Source organism: Flavobacterium sp. LC2016-13 (genome assembly GCF_009707955.1).
In the GTDB taxonomy this organism is placed as follows: Bacteria; Bacteroidota; Bacteroidia; order Flavobacteriales; family Flavobacteriaceae; genus Flavobacterium.
In genome coordinates this window covers 185,703-205,088 of the sequence record NZ_WMDQ01000005.1, presented here as the reverse complement: position 1 = coordinate 205,088, position 19,386 = coordinate 185,703, and the positions used below count along the sequence as shown (strand labels likewise).

The 19,386-nt window shown below is 33.0% G+C and carries 19 protein-coding genes and 1 tRNA gene; 13 read left to right on the top strand and 7 right to left on the bottom strand.

Features of this window, described 5'->3' with window-relative positions; all coding sequences use genetic code 11:
• Positions 1-73 precede the first annotated feature (73 nt).
• A tRNA-Leu gene (locus GKZ86_RS12545) sits at positions 74-153 on the bottom strand.
• A gap of 229 nt (positions 154-382) precedes the next feature.
• On the opposite strand from GKZ86_RS12545, the gene GKZ86_RS12540 reads away from it, so the two are divergent.
• From GKZ86_RS12540 to GKZ86_RS12525, 4 genes are all read left to right on the top strand, one after another.
• Complete coding sequence (locus GKZ86_RS12540) at positions 383-1,324, top strand: ribose-phosphate pyrophosphokinase (RefSeq protein ID WP_154783454.1); 942 nt, start codon at positions 383-385, stop codon at positions 1,322-1,324.
• A gap of 121 nt (positions 1,325-1,445) precedes the next feature.
• A complete protein-coding gene (locus GKZ86_RS12535) occupies positions 1,446-2,057 on the top strand; it encodes a 50S ribosomal protein L25/general stress protein Ctc (RefSeq protein WP_154783453.1) in 612 nt (203 codons plus the stop codon).
• 573 nt (positions 2,058-2,630) lie between these two features.
• Positions 2,631-3,305, top strand: coding sequence for an aminoacyl-tRNA hydrolase (pth, locus tag GKZ86_RS12530; protein WP_154783452.1), 675 nt, complete (start codon positions 2,631-2,633; stop codon positions 3,303-3,305).
• 138 nt (positions 3,306-3,443) lie between these two features.
• The gene (locus tag GKZ86_RS12525) at positions 3,444-4,055 is read left to right on the top strand and encodes a superoxide dismutase (protein WP_154783451.1); all 612 of its coding nucleotides are present in this window, start codon (positions 3,444-3,446) and stop codon (positions 4,053-4,055) included.
• Positions 4,056-4,928: 873 nt separating this feature from the next.
• Here GKZ86_RS12525 and GKZ86_RS12520 read toward each other — a convergent pair.
• On the bottom strand, positions 4,929-6,827 hold the full coding sequence (locus GKZ86_RS12520) for an amidophosphoribosyltransferase (protein WP_154783450.1): 1,899 nt from the start codon (positions 6,825-6,827) through the stop codon (positions 4,929-4,931).
• Positions 6,828-6,907: 80 nt separating this feature from the next.
• Positions 6,908-7,831, bottom strand: a complete 924-nt coding sequence (locus GKZ86_RS12515; RefSeq protein WP_154783449.1) for a PfkB family carbohydrate kinase — start codon at positions 7,829-7,831, stop codon at positions 6,908-6,910.
• Between the two features lie 246 nt (positions 7,832-8,077).
• On the opposite strand from GKZ86_RS12515, the gene GKZ86_RS12510 reads away from it, so the two are divergent.
• A complete protein-coding gene (locus GKZ86_RS12510; protein WP_154783448.1) occupies positions 8,078-8,653 on the top strand; it encodes a hypothetical protein in 576 nt (191 codons plus the stop codon).
• Positions 8,654-8,655: 2 nt separating this feature from the next.
• On the opposite strand, the gene GKZ86_RS12505 is transcribed toward GKZ86_RS12510, so the two are convergent.
• Complete coding sequence (locus GKZ86_RS12505) at positions 8,656-9,051, bottom strand: hypothetical protein (RefSeq protein ID WP_154783447.1); 396 nt, start codon at positions 9,049-9,051, stop codon at positions 8,656-8,658.
• Positions 9,038-9,622: an RNA polymerase sigma factor gene (locus GKZ86_RS12500; RefSeq protein ID WP_154783446.1), complete on the bottom strand. Its 585-nt coding sequence runs from the start codon at positions 9,620-9,622 to the stop codon at positions 9,038-9,040. The genes GKZ86_RS12505 and GKZ86_RS12500 overlap by 14 nt, the downstream gene beginning before the upstream one ends.
• Positions 9,623-9,872: 250 nt before the next feature.
• On the opposite strand from GKZ86_RS12500, the gene GKZ86_RS12495 reads away from it, so the two are divergent.
• Positions 9,873-10,220, top strand: a complete 348-nt coding sequence (locus GKZ86_RS12495) for a DUF6249 domain-containing protein (RefSeq protein ID WP_154783445.1) — start codon at positions 9,873-9,875, stop codon at positions 10,218-10,220.
• Between the two features lie 58 nt (positions 10,221-10,278).
• Here the strand turns inward: GKZ86_RS12495 and rnhA are convergent, their stop codons facing one another.
• Both rnhA and purN read right to left on the bottom strand, forming a co-directional pair.
• Positions 10,279-10,755, bottom strand: coding sequence for a ribonuclease HI (rnhA, locus tag GKZ86_RS12490; protein ID WP_154783592.1), 477 nt, complete (start codon positions 10,753-10,755; stop codon positions 10,279-10,281).
• 140 nt (positions 10,756-10,895) lie between these two features.
• A complete protein-coding gene (purN, locus tag GKZ86_RS12485; protein WP_154783444.1) occupies positions 10,896-11,459 on the bottom strand; it encodes a phosphoribosylglycinamide formyltransferase in 564 nt (187 codons plus the stop codon).
• Between the two features lie 175 nt (positions 11,460-11,634).
• Here purN and GKZ86_RS12480 point away from each other — a divergent pair, with 175 nt between their 5' ends.
• The 7 genes from GKZ86_RS12480 (at position 11,635) to GKZ86_RS12450 (ending at position 19,292) form a co-directional block, all read left to right on the top strand.
• Positions 11,635-11,871, top strand: a complete 237-nt coding sequence (locus GKZ86_RS12480) for an acyl carrier protein (protein WP_007137004.1) — start codon at positions 11,635-11,637, stop codon at positions 11,869-11,871.
• 180 nt (positions 11,872-12,051) lie between these two features.
• On the top strand, positions 12,052-13,305 hold the full coding sequence (gene fabF / locus GKZ86_RS12475) for a beta-ketoacyl-ACP synthase II (RefSeq protein WP_154783443.1): 1,254 nt from the start codon (positions 12,052-12,054) through the stop codon (positions 13,303-13,305).
• A gap of 8 nt (positions 13,306-13,313) precedes the next feature.
• Positions 13,314-14,054 carry a ribonuclease III gene (rnc, locus tag GKZ86_RS12470; protein WP_154783442.1) on the top strand — a complete coding sequence of 247 codons (741 nt, stop codon included), beginning with the start codon at positions 13,314-13,316 and terminating at the stop codon, positions 14,052-14,054.
• A 125-nt stretch (positions 14,055-14,179) separates the two neighbouring features.
• Positions 14,180-14,668 (top strand): IPExxxVDY family protein, encoded by a 489-nt coding sequence (locus GKZ86_RS12465; protein WP_154783441.1) that lies wholly within the window; start codon positions 14,180-14,182, stop codon positions 14,666-14,668.
• 5 nt (positions 14,669-14,673) lie between these two features.
• Positions 14,674-16,107 carry a pyruvate kinase gene (pyk, locus tag GKZ86_RS12460; protein WP_154783440.1) on the top strand — a complete coding sequence of 478 codons (1,434 nt, stop codon included), beginning with the start codon at positions 14,674-14,676 and terminating at the stop codon, positions 16,105-16,107.
• 444 nt (positions 16,108-16,551) lie between these two features.
• Complete coding sequence (locus tag GKZ86_RS12455; RefSeq protein ID WP_154783439.1) at positions 16,552-18,210, top strand: arylsulfatase; 1,659 nt, start codon at positions 16,552-16,554, stop codon at positions 18,208-18,210.
• Positions 18,211-18,275: 65 nt separating this feature from the next.
• A complete protein-coding gene (locus GKZ86_RS12450) occupies positions 18,276-19,292 on the top strand; it encodes an HAD family phosphatase (RefSeq protein WP_154783438.1) in 1,017 nt (338 codons plus the stop codon).
• The last annotated feature ends 94 nt before the right edge of the window (positions 19,293-19,386 follow it).

Below are 19,386 nucleotides of genomic sequence, written 5' to 3'. Positions count from 1 at the left end.
AAATCTTTTGGTGGTTAAAAATAAAAAAAAACCGTAAAATATTGATTTGCAATATTATTACGGTTTTTTAAAGTACCCGGAGCCGGAGTCGAACCGGCACGGTTTCCCACAGGTGTTTGAGACCAGCGCGTCTACCAATTCCGCCATCCGGGCTTAGCAGACGAAAAAATAATTAATAAATCAATTATTTTAACGCAATAGAATAAGTGATTATGATGTCATAAATGTGCTTATTCCTTTAACACGGTGCAAATGTAAAAATTAAAATTAAATTTTCTACTAAAAATACTTAAATATTTCCTTTCAGTGTCCAATAAATTTTCTAAATTTGCACCTCGTTAAAACGAAGCACACACAACTAACTACAAAACAACAAATTATAATGTCGCACCTAGAACCAGAAGCTAAAATTTTTGCTTGTTCACAAAGTGTTTACCTTGCAGAGAAAATTGCCGAACAATACGGAATTCCACTAGGCAAAGTAACGATGTCAACGTACAGTGATGGAGAATTTCAACCATCTTACGAAGAGTCAATCAGAGGATTACGTGTTTTTATCGTATGCTCAACTTTTCCAACTGCTGATAATTTGATGGAATTGTTATTAATGATTGATGCAGCAAAACGCGCATCTGCAAGACACATTACAGCTGTTATGCCTTATTTTGGTTGGGCAAGACAAGATAGAAAAGATAAACCAAGAGTTCCGATTGGAGCAAAATTAGTAGCTAATTTATTAGATGCTGCAGGAGCGACAAGAGTAATGACAATGGATTTGCACGCTGATCAAATTCAAGGGTTTTTCGAAAAACCAGTAGATCATTTATTTGCATCTACAATCTTTTTACCATACGTAGAAAGTTTAAAATTAGATAATCTAACAATTGCATCTCCGGATATGGGAGGTTCAAAAAGAGCATATGCTTACTCTAAGTTTCTGGAATCAGATGTAGTAATCTGTTACAAACAAAGAAAAGCAGCCAACGTTATCGACACTATGGAGCTAATTGGTGAAGTAAAAGGGCGTAACGTAATATTAGTAGACGACATGATCGATACGGGTGGAACATTAGCGAAAGCGGCAGATTTAATGATCGAAAAAGGAGCATTAAGCGTTAGAGCAATTTGTACACACGCTATTTTATCCGGAAACGCTTACGAAAAAATTGAAAACTCAAAATTAAGCGAGTTAATAGTTACCGATTCAATTCCGTTAAAGAGAGAATCAAAGAAAATCAGAGTAGTGAGTTGTGCACCTCTTTTTGCCGAAGTTATGCACATGGTGCACCACAACAATTCCATCAGTGGAAAATTTATAATGTAAAAGGCTATATGCTTTAGGCTTTAAGCCGTAAGCTATTTCACAATTACAAAAAAGCCTAAAGCATATTGCTTAAAGCTTACAGCAAATTAGAATATTTATTAATAACTATATTTTTTTTACAATGAAATCGATTACAATTAAAGGATCAGAAAGAGAAAGCGTAGGCAAAGTGTCAACTAAAGCCTTACGTAATGCTGGAGCGGTTCCTTGCGTGTTATACGGAGGAAATCAGGCAGTACACTTCTCAGCAGACGCTGCAGCGTTCAAAAACTTGGTTTACACTCCAAATGCACACACAGTTGTGATTGAGCTTGGAAAAGGAAAATCATTCAATGCAATTTTGCAAGACATTCAGGTTCACCCAGTATCTGACAAAATTTTACACATTGACTTCTTTCAATTATTTGATGACAAAGAAATCACTATGGAAGTTCCTGTAAAAGTTGTTGGTACATCAAAAGGTGTTCTTGCTGGAGGTGTTTTACGTTTAAACACTCGTAAATTAAAAGTTAAAGCTTTACCTAAAGATCTTCCTGATTTTGTTGAAGCTGACATTACTCCACTTGAAATGGGTAACAAATTATATGTTACTAAAGTTGGTGCTCCAGAATTTAAAATTATGCACCCGGAGAACACTGTTGTTGCTCAGGTAAGAATTTCTCGTGCTGCTATGAAAGCTGCTCAAGAAGCTGCAAAAGCTGCAAAAGCTCCTGCAAAAGGAAAGAAAAAATAATTTTTTTCAAATCAATACAAAAAGCACCAATCGAAAGATTGGTGCTTTTTTTTTGAGGTTCTGAGATGCTGAGGTTCTAAAACTCTAAGCTTTAAGATGTCAAGCTGAGCGAAGTCGAACCTCCTCGTGATTTTTGGTTAGTTTTTTTCGAAGCAGAAACTCTCAATTTTTTCAAGACCTCATGTTCCTGCCATCCGCTGTATCTTTTTACTGCTAAAGGAGCAGTAAAAAGGATGCCGCTTCTGTCAGGGCTGGCCAGGAGTTTTGTTTTTATGAGAAAAGAGATTCAAAGGTTCAGAGCGACAAAGTTGCAAAGGTTTTGGCACAATCTTGTCATCTGAGCGAAGTCGAAGGACCGTAAGTAGCTCAACAATCTAAAGTCAATTACTTTGCGAGGCTTCGACTTCGCTCAGTCTGAAAAATGAAAATAAAAATCTGCTCAAATCAGCCAAATCTGCGTGAAAGCTTTTCCTAGTGAGCTTTACGTAAAAACTTTTGCGCTCTTCGTGGTTAAAAATAAATTATCTAATTAACCAATTGGCACATTCTCTAATTAATCATACTTTTGCAAACATGATAAAATGGATAACAAAACTGTTTTCATCAACACAAAAAGAAGAGAACATAGACAATATGAAACCGGAGGTTCACGAACACCAAAAAAACAATATAAAAAACGTGAGTAAAAAATATTTAATCGTAGGACTTGGTAATATTGGAGCCGAATACGTAAATACAAGACATAATATAGGTTTTAAAGTGCTGGATTTTTTAGCAAAAAAAGAAAGTCTTTCTTTTGAAACCGTAAAATTGGGAGCTTTGGCTGAGTACAAATTTAAAGGAAGAACCTTTTTTCTCCTTAAGCCAAACACATACATGAATTTAAGTGGTAAAGCCGTAAAATACTGGATGGATAAGGAAAATATCCCATTAGAGAATATTTTGGTCATTACAGATGATTTAAATCTGTCATTTGGCACGATCCGAATCAAACCAAAAGGAAGTGACGGTGGTCATAACGGACTTAAAAATATCAATCTGGTTTTAAATACACAACAATACACCCGTTTTAGATTTGGTATAAGCGATCAGTTCAAAAAAGGACAACAAATTGATTATGTTTTAGGGGATTGGGATGAAGAAGAAAAAGCAAAATTGCCGGAACGTTTAGAAGTTGCTTCTGAAATTATCAAAACATTTGGCACCGCCGGATTAGAAAATACAATGACTACTTTTAATGGAAAATAAAGATTTACAAGTATTTAAGTGTTTAAAAATTAAATCATCAATTAATTAAATTGAATTATAACGAAATAGTATTTTCTATTCCAAAGTTAAATGTTTAAATTTGGGATAAATTATTATAAACCATAAAATCATAATATCATGGCTTTTGAATTACCACAATTACCTTATGCATATGATGCATTAGAACCACATATTGATGCACGTACAATGGAAATTCACCATTCAAAACATCATAATGCCTATACAACAAATCTTAACGCTGCAATTGCAGGAACAGATTTAGAAGGAAAAACAATCGAAAACATCTTAATCAATTTAGATAAATCTAACGGTGCGGTTCGTAACAATGGTGGAGGTTTCTACAATCACAATTTATTCTGGACTGTAATGAGCCCAGACGGTGGCGGATTACCAACAGGTGATTTGTTAGCTGCAATTGAGTCTTCTTTTGGAACTTTTGAAGAGTTTAAAGCAAAATTTGCTAAAGCTGGTGCAACACAATTTGGTTCAGGATGGGCTTGGTTAACAGTTCAAAAAGGAGGTAAATTAGAAGTTGTAGGCACTCCAAATCAAGATAATCCATTAATGCCAGAAGTTGCTGGTAACGGTGGAACTCCAATCTTAGGAATGGATGTTTGGGAACATGCTTACTACTTAAACTACCAAAACAGAAGACCAGATTATATTGAAGCTTTCTTCAGTGTAATTAACTGGACAGAAGTCGCAAGAAGATTTGCTTTAGACAAATAGTCGAAAATAGAGTAAAGAGAATAGAGTAAAGAGAATAGAGTAAATAAAAAAGACGGATGACTTAAAGTTATCCGTCTTTTTTTATGTTTAATTTTCTTCAATTCTCGTTATTCTATAATCTATTTTCTTTTCTCTAAAAAAAGAAAATAAAAAAGGTGGAATCTCTTCCACCCTTTTTGCCCCAAATCTACCATGTACTTAACCTACTAATGTAATGGTTTAGTAAATCTATGATAGCTATATTTAATATTCAAATATTTTAGATTAAGTGCAAATAAACCCGATGAAATACGTAATTTCTTACTTTGGGTTGTTTTTGACTTTATTTCAATAAAAAAGGTGAAATCTCTTTCACCCTTTTTGCCCCAAATCTACCATGTACTTAACCTACTAATGTAATGGTCTAGTAAATCTATGGTAGTTATATTTAATTATCAAATATTTCAGATTAAGTGCAAATAAACCCGATGAAATACGTAATTTCTTACTTTGATTGATTTTTGACTTTATTCCAATAAAAAAGGTGGAATCTCTTCCACCCTTTTTGCCCCAAATCTACCATATACTTAACCTACTAATGTTATGGTATAGTAAAGCTATGGTAGCTATATTGTATTTCCAAATATTCTAGACAAAATGCAGATATATTCGACGAAATGCGTAATTTCTTACTTTGAACTGGTATTTTGACTTTATTCCAATAAAAAAGGTGGAATTTCTTCCACCCTTTTTGCCCCAAATCTACCATAAACTTAACCTACTAATGTTATGGTATCCCAAAAGTATCGTAGCTATTCGATTTTGCCAAACATATAGGATGAACGGCAAAAAAAACCGATTAACTGCACTATTTAACCTTTTGTTAGTATTTTTTTAATATGCTCTTGCATCTTTTCCTTCATAGAAATTCATGAAAGCTCTGTTTACAACACGATTTCCGCCTGGTGTTGGGTAATCTCCGGTAAAATACCAGTCTCCAAGATTTTTAGGACAAGCAATATGTAAATCTTCTACTTTTTGAAAGATAATTTTCACTTCAGCATTAATTTCAGGAGAACTTAACATTTCGGCAATTTTATCTGAAATTTCTTCTGGAGTAAATTGGTCATAAATTGCAGTTACATAATTTACAACATCCGTATCAACATAATTTTCCTGTGCTTTACATTTAGCATAAACTTCATCAACAATATGATAAAGGTTTCTTTCTTTCAATAAAGCAAGAGCTGCTCTAAAAGCGACAAGACCTTCAAGTTTTGCCATATCAATTCCGTAACAATCAGGGTAACGAATTTGCGGAGCCGAAGAAACAATTACAATACGTTTTGGTTTCAAACGATCCATCATTTTTATGATACTCATTTTTAATGTTGTACCACGAACAATACTATCGTCAATAATAACCAAATTATCAGTTGGTTTAATTACTCCGTAAGTCACATCATAAACGTGAGCAACTAAATCGTCACGGCTACTGTCTTCTGTAATAAAGGTTCTAAGTTTAGCATCTTTAATGGCAACTTTTTCTGTTCTGATTTTTACAGCTAATAACTCCTGTAATGTTTCAGTCGTAAGTGTATTTCTGTTTTCCAGAATATAATTGTTTTTTCTTTGATTCAAAAAATCCTGAGCTGCTTCAACTAAACCATAAAATGAAGTTTCGGCTGTATTCGGGATATATGAGAAAACAGTATTGTCTGTATCGCTGTCAATTGATTTAAGAACTGCAGGTAAAATTAGTTTACCTAAGTTTTTACGTTCTTGGTAAATTTCAGCATCACTTCCTCTTGAGAAATAAATTCTTTCAAATGAACAAGCTTTTTTTACGGTTGGTTCTAAGATTTGTTCCATAGAAACTTTTCCGTTTTTCTTGATGATTAATGCATTTCCCGGATCGATTTCCTGAACTTTTTCAAAAGGTACATTAAATACAGTTTGAATAACAGGACGTTCAGATGCTACAACAACGACTTCATCATCTTGGTAGAAATAAGCAGGACGAATCCCAGCAGGATCTCTAAAAACGAAAGCATCACCATGACCTAATAATCCGGCCATTGCATAACCTCCATCTAAATTTTTTGCTGAACGTGCTAATATTTTTGCAATATCCAATCGGTCTGCAATAACAGGAGAAGCTTCTCTTTTTGAGTAACCTTCAGCTTTACAATCTTGATATAATTGCATTACTTCTTTGTCTAAGAAGTGACCAATTTTTTCCATAACCGTAACAGTGTCCGCCATTTCTTTTGGATGTTGTCCAAGCTCAACTAAATTTTCGAAAAGTTCTTTAACATTTGTCATGTTGAAGTTACCTGCCAAAATTAAATTACGGTGCATCCAGTTACTTTGACGTAAAAATGGGTGTACACTTTCGATGCTGTTTTTTCCGAAAGTTCCGTAACGAACATGTCCTAAAAATAGTTCTCCTATATAAGGTATATTAGCTTTTTGTTTCTCAACATCATTTGCGTATTCAGGATGTGTAGTCATCTCCTCATTGATACGGTCATTAATTTGTGCAAAAACATCCTGAATAGGTTGTGCATGATTCGAACGAACTCTGCTAATGTAGCGTTGTCCAGGCTCAACATCAAGTTTGATGCTTGCAAAACCTGCGCCATCCTGACCACGGTTATGCTGCTTTTCCATCATTAAATACATTTTTTGTATTCCGTAAAAAGCAGTTCCGTATTTTTCTTTGTAATATTCAAGCGGTTTAAGAAGTCTAACCAGGGCTATACCACATTCGTGTTTTAAAGCGTCGCTCATTGTGTTTTGTATTTTGTGTTGTTGTAAGTTGTGTGTATTAACGTAATAAAAAAGCCCCGTTTTATCGAGGCTTTCGGGCATTATATTTCTATGTCGAACTGAGTTAACGATTTAAATTGTTGTAATCGTATCGCTACTTCAGCCTTGCTTAATGTTTCCATCCTTTCGGTTCCAAATTTCTCCACACAAAATGAAGCTAAATTCGAACCGTAAATAATTGCGTTTTTCATGTTTCCAAATGAAATGTTTTCACTTTGTGCAATGAATCCTGAAAATCCACCTGCAAAAGTATCTCCGGCTCCTGTTGGATCGAAAACATCTTCTAATGGTAAAGCCGGTGCAAAAAATACTTCTCTGTTATGGAATAAAAGTGCGCCGTGTTCTCCTTTTTTGATCACCACATATTTTGGTCCCATTTCCTGGATTTTAGCCGCTGCTTTTACTAATGAATATTCTCCTGAAAGTTGTCTTGCTTCTTCGTCGTTAACCGTTATAACGTCTACACGTTTAATTACGTCAAGTAATTCAGGTAAAGCGCAGTCCATCCAAAAGTTCATTGTGTCTAAAACAATTAATTTTGGTTTTTTCTCTAATTGATCTAAAACACTGCTTTGTACTAAAGGATGTAAGTTTCCTAACATTACAATATCAGCGTCTTTAAAATTTTGAGGAACTTTTGGTTGAAAATCAGCCAAAACGTTTAATTCCGTAACTAAAGTATCTCTTGAGTTTAAGTCATTGTGGTATAAACCGCTCCAAAAAAACGTTTTACCGCCTTTTACAATTTCGATACCAGAAATATCAATATTTTTTGAAGTCAATAAATCTAAATGTTCTTGAGGAAAATCGTCGCCAACTACAGAAACAATGGCCGATTGTAAGTTGAAAAATGATGCTGATAAACCAATGTACGTTGCAGCACCACCTAATATTTTATCTGTTTTTCCGAAAGGAGTTTCGATAGCGTCGAAAGCAACCGTTCCAACAATCAATAATTTATTCATTTTATGAATTTCGAATTAGGGTGCAAAGATACTTCATAAGTTACAATATTGCAACGGTTTAGGTTCTCAAAATTTTCATAAAAAAACAATATCGTTTGCGGGGCTAAAAGTATTGTAAATGAATGAATTAAATTCGATTGTTTGGAGTGCTTAAAATATGTTTTTTCGATTTAAAATGCAATAATTATTTTTGGAAAAAGTACTGAAGATTTTAGTTAGATTTGTTTAAATCTCAAAATCTCATTCATGAAGAAAATCCTTACATTATTATTGTTGTTTTGTTTTTTGATTTCCTGTGAAAGAAAAGAATCTAATTTTTCTGAAGAAATGATAGAGAAGTTAGCTTTTCATGACGAAGGAAAAAATGCTTCCGTAACAGTAAATTTATATTCAATTATAGAATTATACATTCGAACAAACGAAGATGGAATTTTTGTGACAAATGGCGAGCTTTTATATCAATCGTATAAAATGTACTATCAAAAGAATTATAAAACGTATAAAGAGTTTTTAGAAACTGTTTTGAATGAAGATTACGTTTTTGATGCGTCGAATCAAAAAATAATACTTTTGGAAAATTTTAAATTGAATCCAAAAACAGAAAAAGAATATGATAGCTTAGGATTTGATAGATTTTTGAAAAAATACTCGAAACCTTCATTAGGCGAAAATGAAAATGAAGACGAACTAAATAACTTAATTATACAACCTGACGAATTTTCTACAATATCATATCTATTATATCTAAACGGATATGATATTCGTGTAGATGATATTCATCCAAGATATTTAATAATTAAAAGAGAAGATTTATTTAAATAACTCTACAACTCATACTTCTTATCAAAATAATTTTTTAAAACACCAATCTGAATCAAAACCATGAACGGAACTATTAAAAGTGCATACAATATGTTTTTAGAAAAATGAATTCCCGAAAATAGAGTAGAAGCTTTATCAGAATATAATTTTACTATTTCAAAATTAGAAATTTCGGTATTGAAATAAAGAGAATAAATTGTCAAGGCAATTAAACAAATTCCGATAAAAATCCAGGCCGATTTAGAAATCAAAGGTTTGTAAGCTTTAATTTTGCTTTTTTCGGACACTAAAACCTGAGACATTATTTTTGAAGTAAAGTCAAAAGATGGCGATTCCAAATTGGTTTCGGTCATCATTTTATCAATTAGATTTTCTATTTCTTTATCATTTTCTTTCATAACATTCTATTATTTCTGGTTCTAATTGCTTTTTTAAAATTACAGCTAATTTTTGTCGGCTTCTAAATAATTTTACTTTGACATTATTAGCATTGATATTCATAATTTTCCCTATTTCTTCTAAACTCTGATCTTCAAAATAAAATAAAGTTAGCAAGAAATTCTCTTCGCTCGGTAATAAATCTAGACAATTCTGAATCGTTTGCTTTCGTTCTTTTTCTTCTAAAGCACTTAAAGCATTGTCCATTGTTTTTATCAAATGTGCCGAAAATTCATCTATTGATATATTAAGGTCTTCTTTTTTGTTTTTCTTCAAACGATCTAAACACGTATTATAGGCAATTTTATAAATCCAGGTCGAAAATTTAGAATCGCCTTTAAATTTATTCAAAGAGTTATAAATTTTAATAAAAGTATCTTGTGCAACTTCTTCAGCTTCTTCTCTGTTTTTAATCATTTTGAGTGCCAAAGTAAAAATCATATCCTTATAACGATCAACAAGCACGGCAAACGCATTGACCTCGCCCTGTAGAATTTTATCGATATAATGTTGATCACTTATTGTACTCATATTATATAGGACGTAAAAAAATCATTTTAGGTTACAGAAAACCTCGTTTTTTTTTAATTCTAATTGTTGAACTAGTTATAACACAACTTTGTCAAAGTTGCGGTATTCAAAATTAACTCATAATCAGTAGTTTTTGTACCAAGACTTCGAGATGGAATTTAAAAGTTGAATTTTTTTGCCAAATGCTGTAACCTGAATTTAAAAGCTGTCGTCCTATGGAGTATCAATCAATTATAAAAACGTAAAAATTATGGGATCACAAATTTTAGTACCAATTAGTCTTTTCTTAATGATCTTCGGGATCGTTTATCTTATTTATTCAACAAGAAACAGAGAACGTTTAGCGCTTATAGAAAAAGGTGTTGATGCAAGTATATTTTTAAAAGGAAAAACAAATGGAGTTCCGGTTTGGAAAATCTTTATTTTGAATACCGCTTTTCTTTTAATCGGAATTGGGCTTGGTTTTTTTATTGCTTTATTTCTTTCGACTTATACAAAAATGAATTCAGATGTTGTTTATCCGGCAACAATCATTACAATGTCTGGAGTTGGTTTGCTTGTAGGGTTTCACAGAGCCAAAGATTTAGATAAAGAATAAATAAATCGTTTTAAGTTAGTAATGAAAAACGCATCAAATTAATTTTTGATGCGTTTTTTTATTCTTTTGATCCTATGGTTTCATAATATTCATCTACAGAAAGCTTGGGTTGCATAGATGCCATAACAGCTAATTCATCACAACGTTCATTTTGCGGATGATTATTGTGACCTTTTATCCATTTAAAATCGACTTGATGTTTACGGTAAACAATTAAAAAGCGTTTCCATAAATCAGGATTCTTTCTTCCTGCGAATTTCTTTTTTTCCCAGCCCAAAACCCACTTTTTTTCAACAGAATCAACAACGTATTTAGAATCTGAAATAACCAAAACCTTCATATTCGGATTTTTCAGTTTCTCTAAACCCACAATTACAGCCAAAAGTTCCATTCTATTATTAGTAGTAAGACGAAAACCTTCGTAGAATTCTTTTTTATGTGGAGTTCCTACCAATTCCATTACCACGCCATAACCACCGTTTCCGGGATTTCCTTTTGCCGCGCCATCAGTATATATATGTACTTCGTGATTCATCATTTTTTTATTTACCATATAAGTTATATAAGTTCATTTAAATAATACAGCTTATATTTCTTTGTCAAGTATTAAAAGAGTTAATAGTAGTCCAACTTATATATTCTTATATGACTTATATGGTTTAATTTCTTTGTGCTTTATTCTTCTAATAATCTCGAAATAATTTCCGGAAAGTGTTTTTGTTCTAATTCATGAATCTTTTCGGCTACAGTTTCCGGAGTATCATCATCTGTTAAGGCTATATTTTGCTGAAATATGATTCCGCCTTCGTCATAATTTTCATTTACATAATGAATCGAGATTCCGGTTTCTTTTTCCTTATTGTTTATTATAGCTCTGTGTATGTGCATTCCATACATTCCCTTCCCTCCATAATTGGGTAAAAGTGCAGGATGAATGTTGATTATTTTATTTGGATATAGCTCGATTATGTTTTCGGGAAATTTCAATAAGAAACCAGCCAAAACTATTAGATCCGGGTCGATTTCTTGTATTTTTTGTAAGACATTTCGATCCAAAAGTTCATTTTTTGAGAAGATTTCGACCGGAATTTGATGATTTTTGGCTCTTTCGATAACTTTTGCCGAAGCATTATTGGTAAAAACCGAAACAACATTTGCAATTTTTGAAGCTGCAAAATATTTAATAATGTTTTCTGCATTAGTTCCTGATCCTGAGGCAAAAACAATAATTTTTTTCATAATAGATATTATTTTGAGAATGCAAAAAACGGAATAAAAATCGAAAATAAATAGTATTAAAAGGGCTTTCTTGAAATTAATTTTATAAATTAGTATCACATTTATAAACTAAATAGTTGTTTTAAAATAAAGTTTTTTATTTTTGCCAACAAATTAAATTCTAAAATTAAAGATTATGTCAGACATTGCATCAAGAGTAAAAGCGATTATCGTAGACAAATTAGGCGTTGACGAAAACGAAGTTGTAACAGAAGCAAGCTTCACTAATGATTTAGGAGCTGACTCATTAGACACTGTTGAGCTTATTATGGAATTCGAAAAAGAATTTGATATTCAAATTCCAGACGATCAAGCAGAAAACATTGCTACTGTTGGTCAAGCTATTTCTTATATCGAAGAAGCTAAAAAATAATAATACTGCACCCGATTTTTATAGTCTATAAGTCGGGTGTTATTATTTTTTTAAAATTTTAAATTTCGATTGATTTTCAATCAAAAAGATATATTTATATTGTAATGCCCATGGCTCTTAAGTAACAATAGTGTTAAGAAAGCGTGGGTTTTATTTGTTTAAAGTACAAAATACATATTTATGACGTTAAAGCGAGTTGTTGTAACAGGATTAGGTGCTCTTACTCCTATCGGGAATAATATCCAGGATTATTGGGAGGCACTTGTGAATGGGGTTAGCGGAGCCGCTCCTATCACGTATTATGATACAGAGAAGCATAAAACGAAATTTGCCTGTGAAGTAAAAAACTTCAATATTGAAGACTACATGGATCGCAAGGAATCTCGAAGATTAGATAAATTTGCTCAATATGCTGTGGCCGCAAGTGATGAGGCTATTAAAGATGCCGGACTTACTAATGATAATATCGACAAAACAAGAGTTGGTGTTATTTGGGGAGCAGGAATTGGAGGTTTAGAAACTTTTCAGGAAGAAGTAATTTATTACGCTAAAGGTGACGGAACACCAAAATTCAATCCATTTTTTATCCCTAAAATGATTGCCGATATAGCGCCAGCACACATTTCAATGCGTAATGGATATATGGGACCAAATTATACTACCGTTTCTGCATGTGCATCTTCTGCAAATGCATTAATTGATGCTTTCAACTACATTCGTTTAGGAATGTGTGATGTTATTGTATCAGGCGGATCTGAAGCTGCTATTACTATTGCTGGTATGGGAGGTTTTAACTCTATGCATGCTTTATCTACAAGAAACGAAAGTCCTGAAACGGCTTCAAGACCTTTTGACGGAACCAGAGATGGCTTTGTTTTAGGAGAAGGAGCAGGAGCGTTGGTTCTTGAAGAATATGAACATGCTAAAGCCAGAGGCGCAAAAATTTATTGTGAAGTTGGCGGAGGCGGAATGTCATCTGATGCTTATCACTTAACTGCACCACATCCGGAAGGAATTGGAGTTATTGCAGTAATGAAAAATACTTTAAGAGATGCAGGAATGAATCCGGAAGATGTTGATCATATCAATACACACGGAACTTCTACTCCGTTAGGAGATGTAGCCGAATTAAAAGCAATTAGCGCAGTTTTTGGCGAACATGCAAAAAATATCAATATCAATTCGACAAAATCAATGACAGGACACTTACTTGGTGCTGCCGGAGCTATTGAAGCTATTGCTTCTATTCTGGCAATGCAACACAGTATTGTTCCTCCAACGATTAATCATACTGTAGTTGACGAAAATATCGATCCGGCATTAAATCTTACCTTAAACAAACCTCAAAAAAGAGAGGTAAATGTTGCTATGAGTAACACATTTGGTTTTGGTGGACACAATGCTTGTGTATTGTTTAAAAAATTAGTTGACTAGTTTTGTCTATGAATATTATCAAAAAAATATTTTCAAAATCCCGTTCTCAAGAAGACGGGATTTTTTTTGACACTATTCAGAAAATACTTGGTTTTCAGCCGGTTTCGATTGATTTTTATAAGAAAGCTTTTACGCATCGCTCTTCGAATAAATTAGACGAATCAGGCAATCCAATTAATTATGAACGGCTTGAATTTTTAGGTGATGCTATGTTAAGTGCGGTAATTGCTGCACATTTGTTTAACAAAGCACCAAATGGCGATGAAGGTTATTTAACCAAAATGCGCTCTAAAATTGTTAGCCGTGAGCATTTAAATGAATTAGGTAAAGATTTAAACCTGGTTCGTTTTGTAGAAAGCAAAGTGCCTGTTCAGCATTTTGGCGAAAATATTCATGGTAATATTTTTGAATCACTTGTTGGTGCAATTTATCTAGACAGAGGATATCCTTTTTGTGAAAAATTCATTCAAAAAAGAGTTATTACACCTTATGTAGATATTGCCAGACTTGAAGGAAAAGTAATCAGTTATAAAAGTCTTGTTATCGAATGGTGCCAGAAAGAAAAGAGAATCTTTCACTACGACATTTTTGAAGATAACGGTATTGACGGACAACGCTTATTTGGCGTAAAATTAAGTATAGACGATAAAGTAATTGCAAGAGCAAGAGCAACTTCAAAAAAGAAGGCGGAAGAAAAAGCATCACAACGAGCTTATTTTGCTTTTCAGGAGAAAATAGATAAGAAATAACTACAATATTATTGTAATTTCCTAAAGACTATAACGTTTTCGTTTATAAATTAACAAAAACATCCACATCTTAACTATTGATGCTCCAATAGAAATAGTATATTTACACCTAGATTTTTCATGATATGGCAATTCATAGATTGGATTTAGACGAATTTGACGAAATTGATTATTATTTAATGGCAATTCATACTTCATTAGAAGATTACAGATTAGCCTATTTTATCAATAAAAACCTTCCGATAAACTTAAGTAAGAGCAAAAACGAGATCCATGCTCAAACTAAAGAAGGCGAGGCAAATTTTTCGAGATTTTATTATTATGATGCCGAAAAAGCAGTTTCATGGAATTTGATTCAGAATAAAAATGAGATCATTTCAGCGAGTAAAAATGATTCTCAAGATTTGTTTTCCAATGAGACAAGTGAGGTTTCAACAACAATTCATTTACTTCCTGAATTCAAAAAAGTAGATTTTTTCCTGAAAATAGACAATAGCGAAGAGGCTCTTGATTTTTCAGCAATTCAGCAAAAATTAAATACAATAGAGAGTATTGCGGCTATATATGCCTTAGATACTGATAAAATAAAATCAAAAAACAATCTAATTTTTTAAAAAAAATGCTAAAAACAAACAAAAAAACCAAAATTGTAGCTACACTTGGACCTGCATGTAGTACGAGAGAGATTATCAAGGATATGATCGAGGCAGGGGTTAATGTGTTTAGAGTCAATTTTTCGCATGCTGATTACGAAGGAGTAAAAGATAAAATTAATATTATTAGAGGCTTAAACGAAGAGTTTGGTTATACAACTGCAATCCTTGGAGATTTACAGGGACCAAAACTTAGAGTTGGAGTAATGGAAGAAGGAACAGTAGTAAATGATGGTGATGTAATCACTTTTACAACTGCTGAAGATATTATCGGAACAGCACAAAAAGTGTTCATGAAATATCAAAACTTCCCAAATGATGTTAATCCGGGGGAGCGTATTTTGCTTGATGATGGTAAACTTATTTTTGAAATTCTTACAACTGATAAAAAAACAGAAGTTACAGCAGTAGTAATTCAAGGTGGAGAATTAAAATCTAAAAAAGGGGTTAATCTTCCAAACACTAAAATTTCTTTACCGGCTTTAACTGAAAAAGATATTGCAGATGCAATTTTTGCTATTGAACAAAAAGTAGACTGGATCGCCCTTTCGTTTGTAAAAACACCTCGCGATTTACAAGACTTACAAGAATTAATCGCTAAGCATTCAGAATATAAAATTCCAATTGTTGCTAAAATTGAAATGCCTGAAGCTCTTGAGAACATAGATAAAATTATAGCATATTGCGATGGTTTAATGGTTGCTCGTGGAGATTTAGGAGTTGAACTTCCTGCACACGAAGTACCATTAGTACAAAAAGACTTGATTCGCAGAGCTAAAACGGCTAGAATTCCTGTTATCGTTGCGACTCAAATGATGGAAACAATGATTACAAGTTTAACGCCAACAAGAGCTGAAGTTAACGACGTTGCAAACTCTGTAATGGATGGAGCTGATGCGGTAATGTTGTCTGGAGAAACTGCTACAGGAAATTATCCTGTACAAGTAATTCAGAGAATGACTCAAATTTGTGAGGCTGTTGAAGATTCTCCGCTTATTCAGGTTCCACAAAATACACCACAAATTAAAACAAAACGTTTTGTTACTAAAACAGTTTGTCACCAGGCAGCTTTATTGGCAAATGAAATTAAAGCAAAAGCAATTTGTACTTTGACAAATAGCGGATATACAGCTTTTCAAATTTCAGCTTGGAGACCATCGGCACATATTTTAGTATTTACTTCAAACAGAAGAATCTTAACACAATTAAATTTATTATGGGGAGTAAAATCATACTTCTACGATAAAGATGAAAGTACAGATGATACTGTAACAGACGTTAACGAAATTGCAAGAGAAAAAGGATTTGTTGTAAAAGGAGATTATTTAATTAACCTTGCAGCAATGCCAATTAAAGATAAAGGAATGGTAAATACCATGAGAGTTTCTGAAATAGAATAGTTTTCTTTTTATAAAGATTACCACATAAAAAAAGCCATCAAATTATTTTGATGGCTTTTTTGCTTGTAATAACTTCATCCGCAAAAACAATTTTCACTAAAACAATACCCAAAAAGGAAGTAATGTTAAAGTGTTTTTTTAAAATACAAAATCCTTAAACAAGTATTTAAAAATTATAAAGCGAAAGTTCTAAAAGAAATAGAATGCGCAAACTATAGCATTTTAACGTTTCATTTTATAAAATGGAACGACATCAAGGTAAATAATTACAATTGTTACATTCTTAAATAGCTAATTTTGAGGTTCTTAAAAAAATGTAAGGTTTTTTTGAAATATTTGATAATAAGCAATCAAATTTATTTTAATAATTATCGCACATGTTAATCTGTTTTTAAGAATCAAATTTTATACAAACAAATAGAATTATTAACAAATTTTATTACCATGAAACAAAGTAAACTTAAAAATGGATTTAAAAATGCGATTTTACTTTTTGCATTAGTATTTTTCCCAGGTTTTCAAGTGGAGGCTCAAAATACTAAAAAGCCTAATGTTTTAATAATTTGGGGCGATGATATAGGAACAACAAATGTTAGTGCGTATAGTGATGGACTGATGGGATATATGACTCCTAATATTGATCGTGTAGGAAATGAAGGAATACGTTTTTTACACTATTATGCAGAACAAAGTTGTACAGCAGGCCGTGCTGCTTTTATTACTGGACAACACGGAATTCGTACAGGTTTGACTAAAGTAGGTTTTCCTGGCGCACCAATGGGAATGAGTCAGCTAGACCCTACAATTGCCGGTGTTCTTAAGTCTTTAGGTTACGCTACAGGTCAATTTGGTAAAAACCACTTAGGCGACCGTAACGAAAGTTTACCTACTGTAAATGGTTTTGATGAATTTTTCGGGAATCTATATCATTTAAATGCTGAAGAAGAACCAGAATTGCCGGATTATCCAAAAGATCCCGCATATTTGGCAAAATTTGGACCTAGAGGAGTTTTAAAATGTACTGCGACAAATGTTGATGATCCTACGATAACTGATGCTCGCTTTGGAAAAACCGGAAAACAAAAAATTGAAGATACAGGAGCTCTTACTAAAAAAAGAATGGAAACTATCGATGATGAAACATCTGCAGCAGCTATTGATTTTATCAAAAGACAAAATGCTGCCGGGAAGCCATTTTTCGTATGGTGGAATGGCACCCGTATGCACTTGCGTACGCATGTAAGAGCTGAAAACCGCGGTAAGTATACACATGGAGACAGTGAATATATGGACGGTATGATAGAACATGATTTAACGGTAGGACAACTTTTAAAAGTATTAGATGATTTAGGAATTGCCGATAATACATTAGTAGTTTATTCTACGGATAATGGACCGCACATGAATACATGGCCAGATGGAGGAATGACTTCTTTCCGTTCAGAAAAAAACACCAATTGGGAAGGTGCTTTTAGAGTTCCTTGTATGGTACGCTGGCCAGGTGTAATCAAACCAGGTCAGATAACTAATGAAATGATGAGCCATAACGATTGGTTTCCAACTTTAGTGTCTATTGCAGGAGAACCAGATATTACAAACAAGTTATTAAAAGGATATAAAGCAAACGGAAATACTTATAAAGTACACTTAGACGGCTACGATCAATCTACATTTTTAGAAGGTAAAACACCAAAAAGTGCCAGAGATAGATTCTTTTATTCTGATGATGATGGTTTGCTTGTAGGTATGCGTTTAGGTGATTACAAATACGTTTTTGCTGAACAGCGTATGGCAGGAACAATGGGACTTTGGGCAGAACCGTTTGTTAAGTTACGTTTACAAAAAATATTTAATCTGTATCAGGACCCTTACGAAAGAGCTGATTTTACTTCTAATACTTATTGGGACTGGATCGTTAATCACATTGGTACTGTTTACGGAATGAATGTTGAAGTGATGAAGTTTGCAGAAACATTCAAAGAATACCCTCCTCGTTCAATCCCGCCAAGTTTCTCTCCTGTAACGATTATGGAAGAAACACTTGAGCAAATAAAGTTGCAAAAAGCAATACAAAGTGACGTACAATCTTCAAAGAAAAAATAGCAAAATAAAAAAATAGAGCTTGAATCTCCCATACTTCAAGCTCTGTTAATTTAAAAATCAATACCATGTATAGAAAAATATATATGTTGTCTGTATTTTTATTTTTACTGGTTTCATGTAAAAAAGCCGAAACAGCTACAACAATAAATCCTAAAGATAGTACAACAGTTGTTGCAAATAGCGGAGATCCGTTACCAAGCTGGAATGATGGAGCCTTGAAAACCGACATTATTGCTTATGTAAAAAAAGTAACAACAGAAGGAACTCCGGATTTTATTCCGATAGAAAACAGAATAGCTACTTTTGATAATGACGGAACATTATGGGCTGAAAAACCTTATGTTCAGGAACTATTTGCTTTTTATCAGGTAAAAAAAATGGTCGAAGCAAATCCTGCTTTAGCTCAAAAACAGCCTTTTAAAGCCGTGATAGAAAAAGATAAAACTTTTTTTGCAAAAGGAGGAGACAAAGCACTTATGGAACTTGTTGGAGCAACTCATACCGGAATGACCGAAGATGAATTTGAAAAGTCAGTAAATGATTTTTTTAAAGGAGCGCAATATCCGGGAAAAAATATCCCTGTAAAACAAATACGATATCAGCCACAACTTGAGTTGCTGAATTATCTCCGTGCCAACGGATTTAAAACTTACATCGTAACAGGCGGTACAATTGAAGTTGTACGTGCAATATCTCAGGATTTTTACGGAATTCCAAAAGATCAGGTTGTGGGAACTTCTTTCAAATACAAATATGATGATGCTAAAAATGCAGTACAAAGACTGCCTGCTTTAGATCATTTTAATGATAAGGAAGAAAAACCAGTCGGCATACAATTACACATTGGACAAAGACCTGTTTTTGCCTGCGGAAACGAGGGTGGCGCCGGAGATATTGCCATGCTAAAATATTCTCAGGGTAATAAATATCCATCATTTCAATTGCTGGTAAACCACAACGATTCTATTAGAGAATATAGTTATCAGGAAAAAGATAACCTGTCATTAAATACTGCTTCAAAAAATAAATGGCATGTAGTAAGCATAAAAGACGATTGGAAAAAAGTTTTTGCAGATAAATGATTTTGAATTAGTTAGTATGAAATGAAACAGTTTTTAGCTTTTAAAAATTGTTTCATTTTGATTTTAGAAATGATTAAAACCTTTAAATGGAATA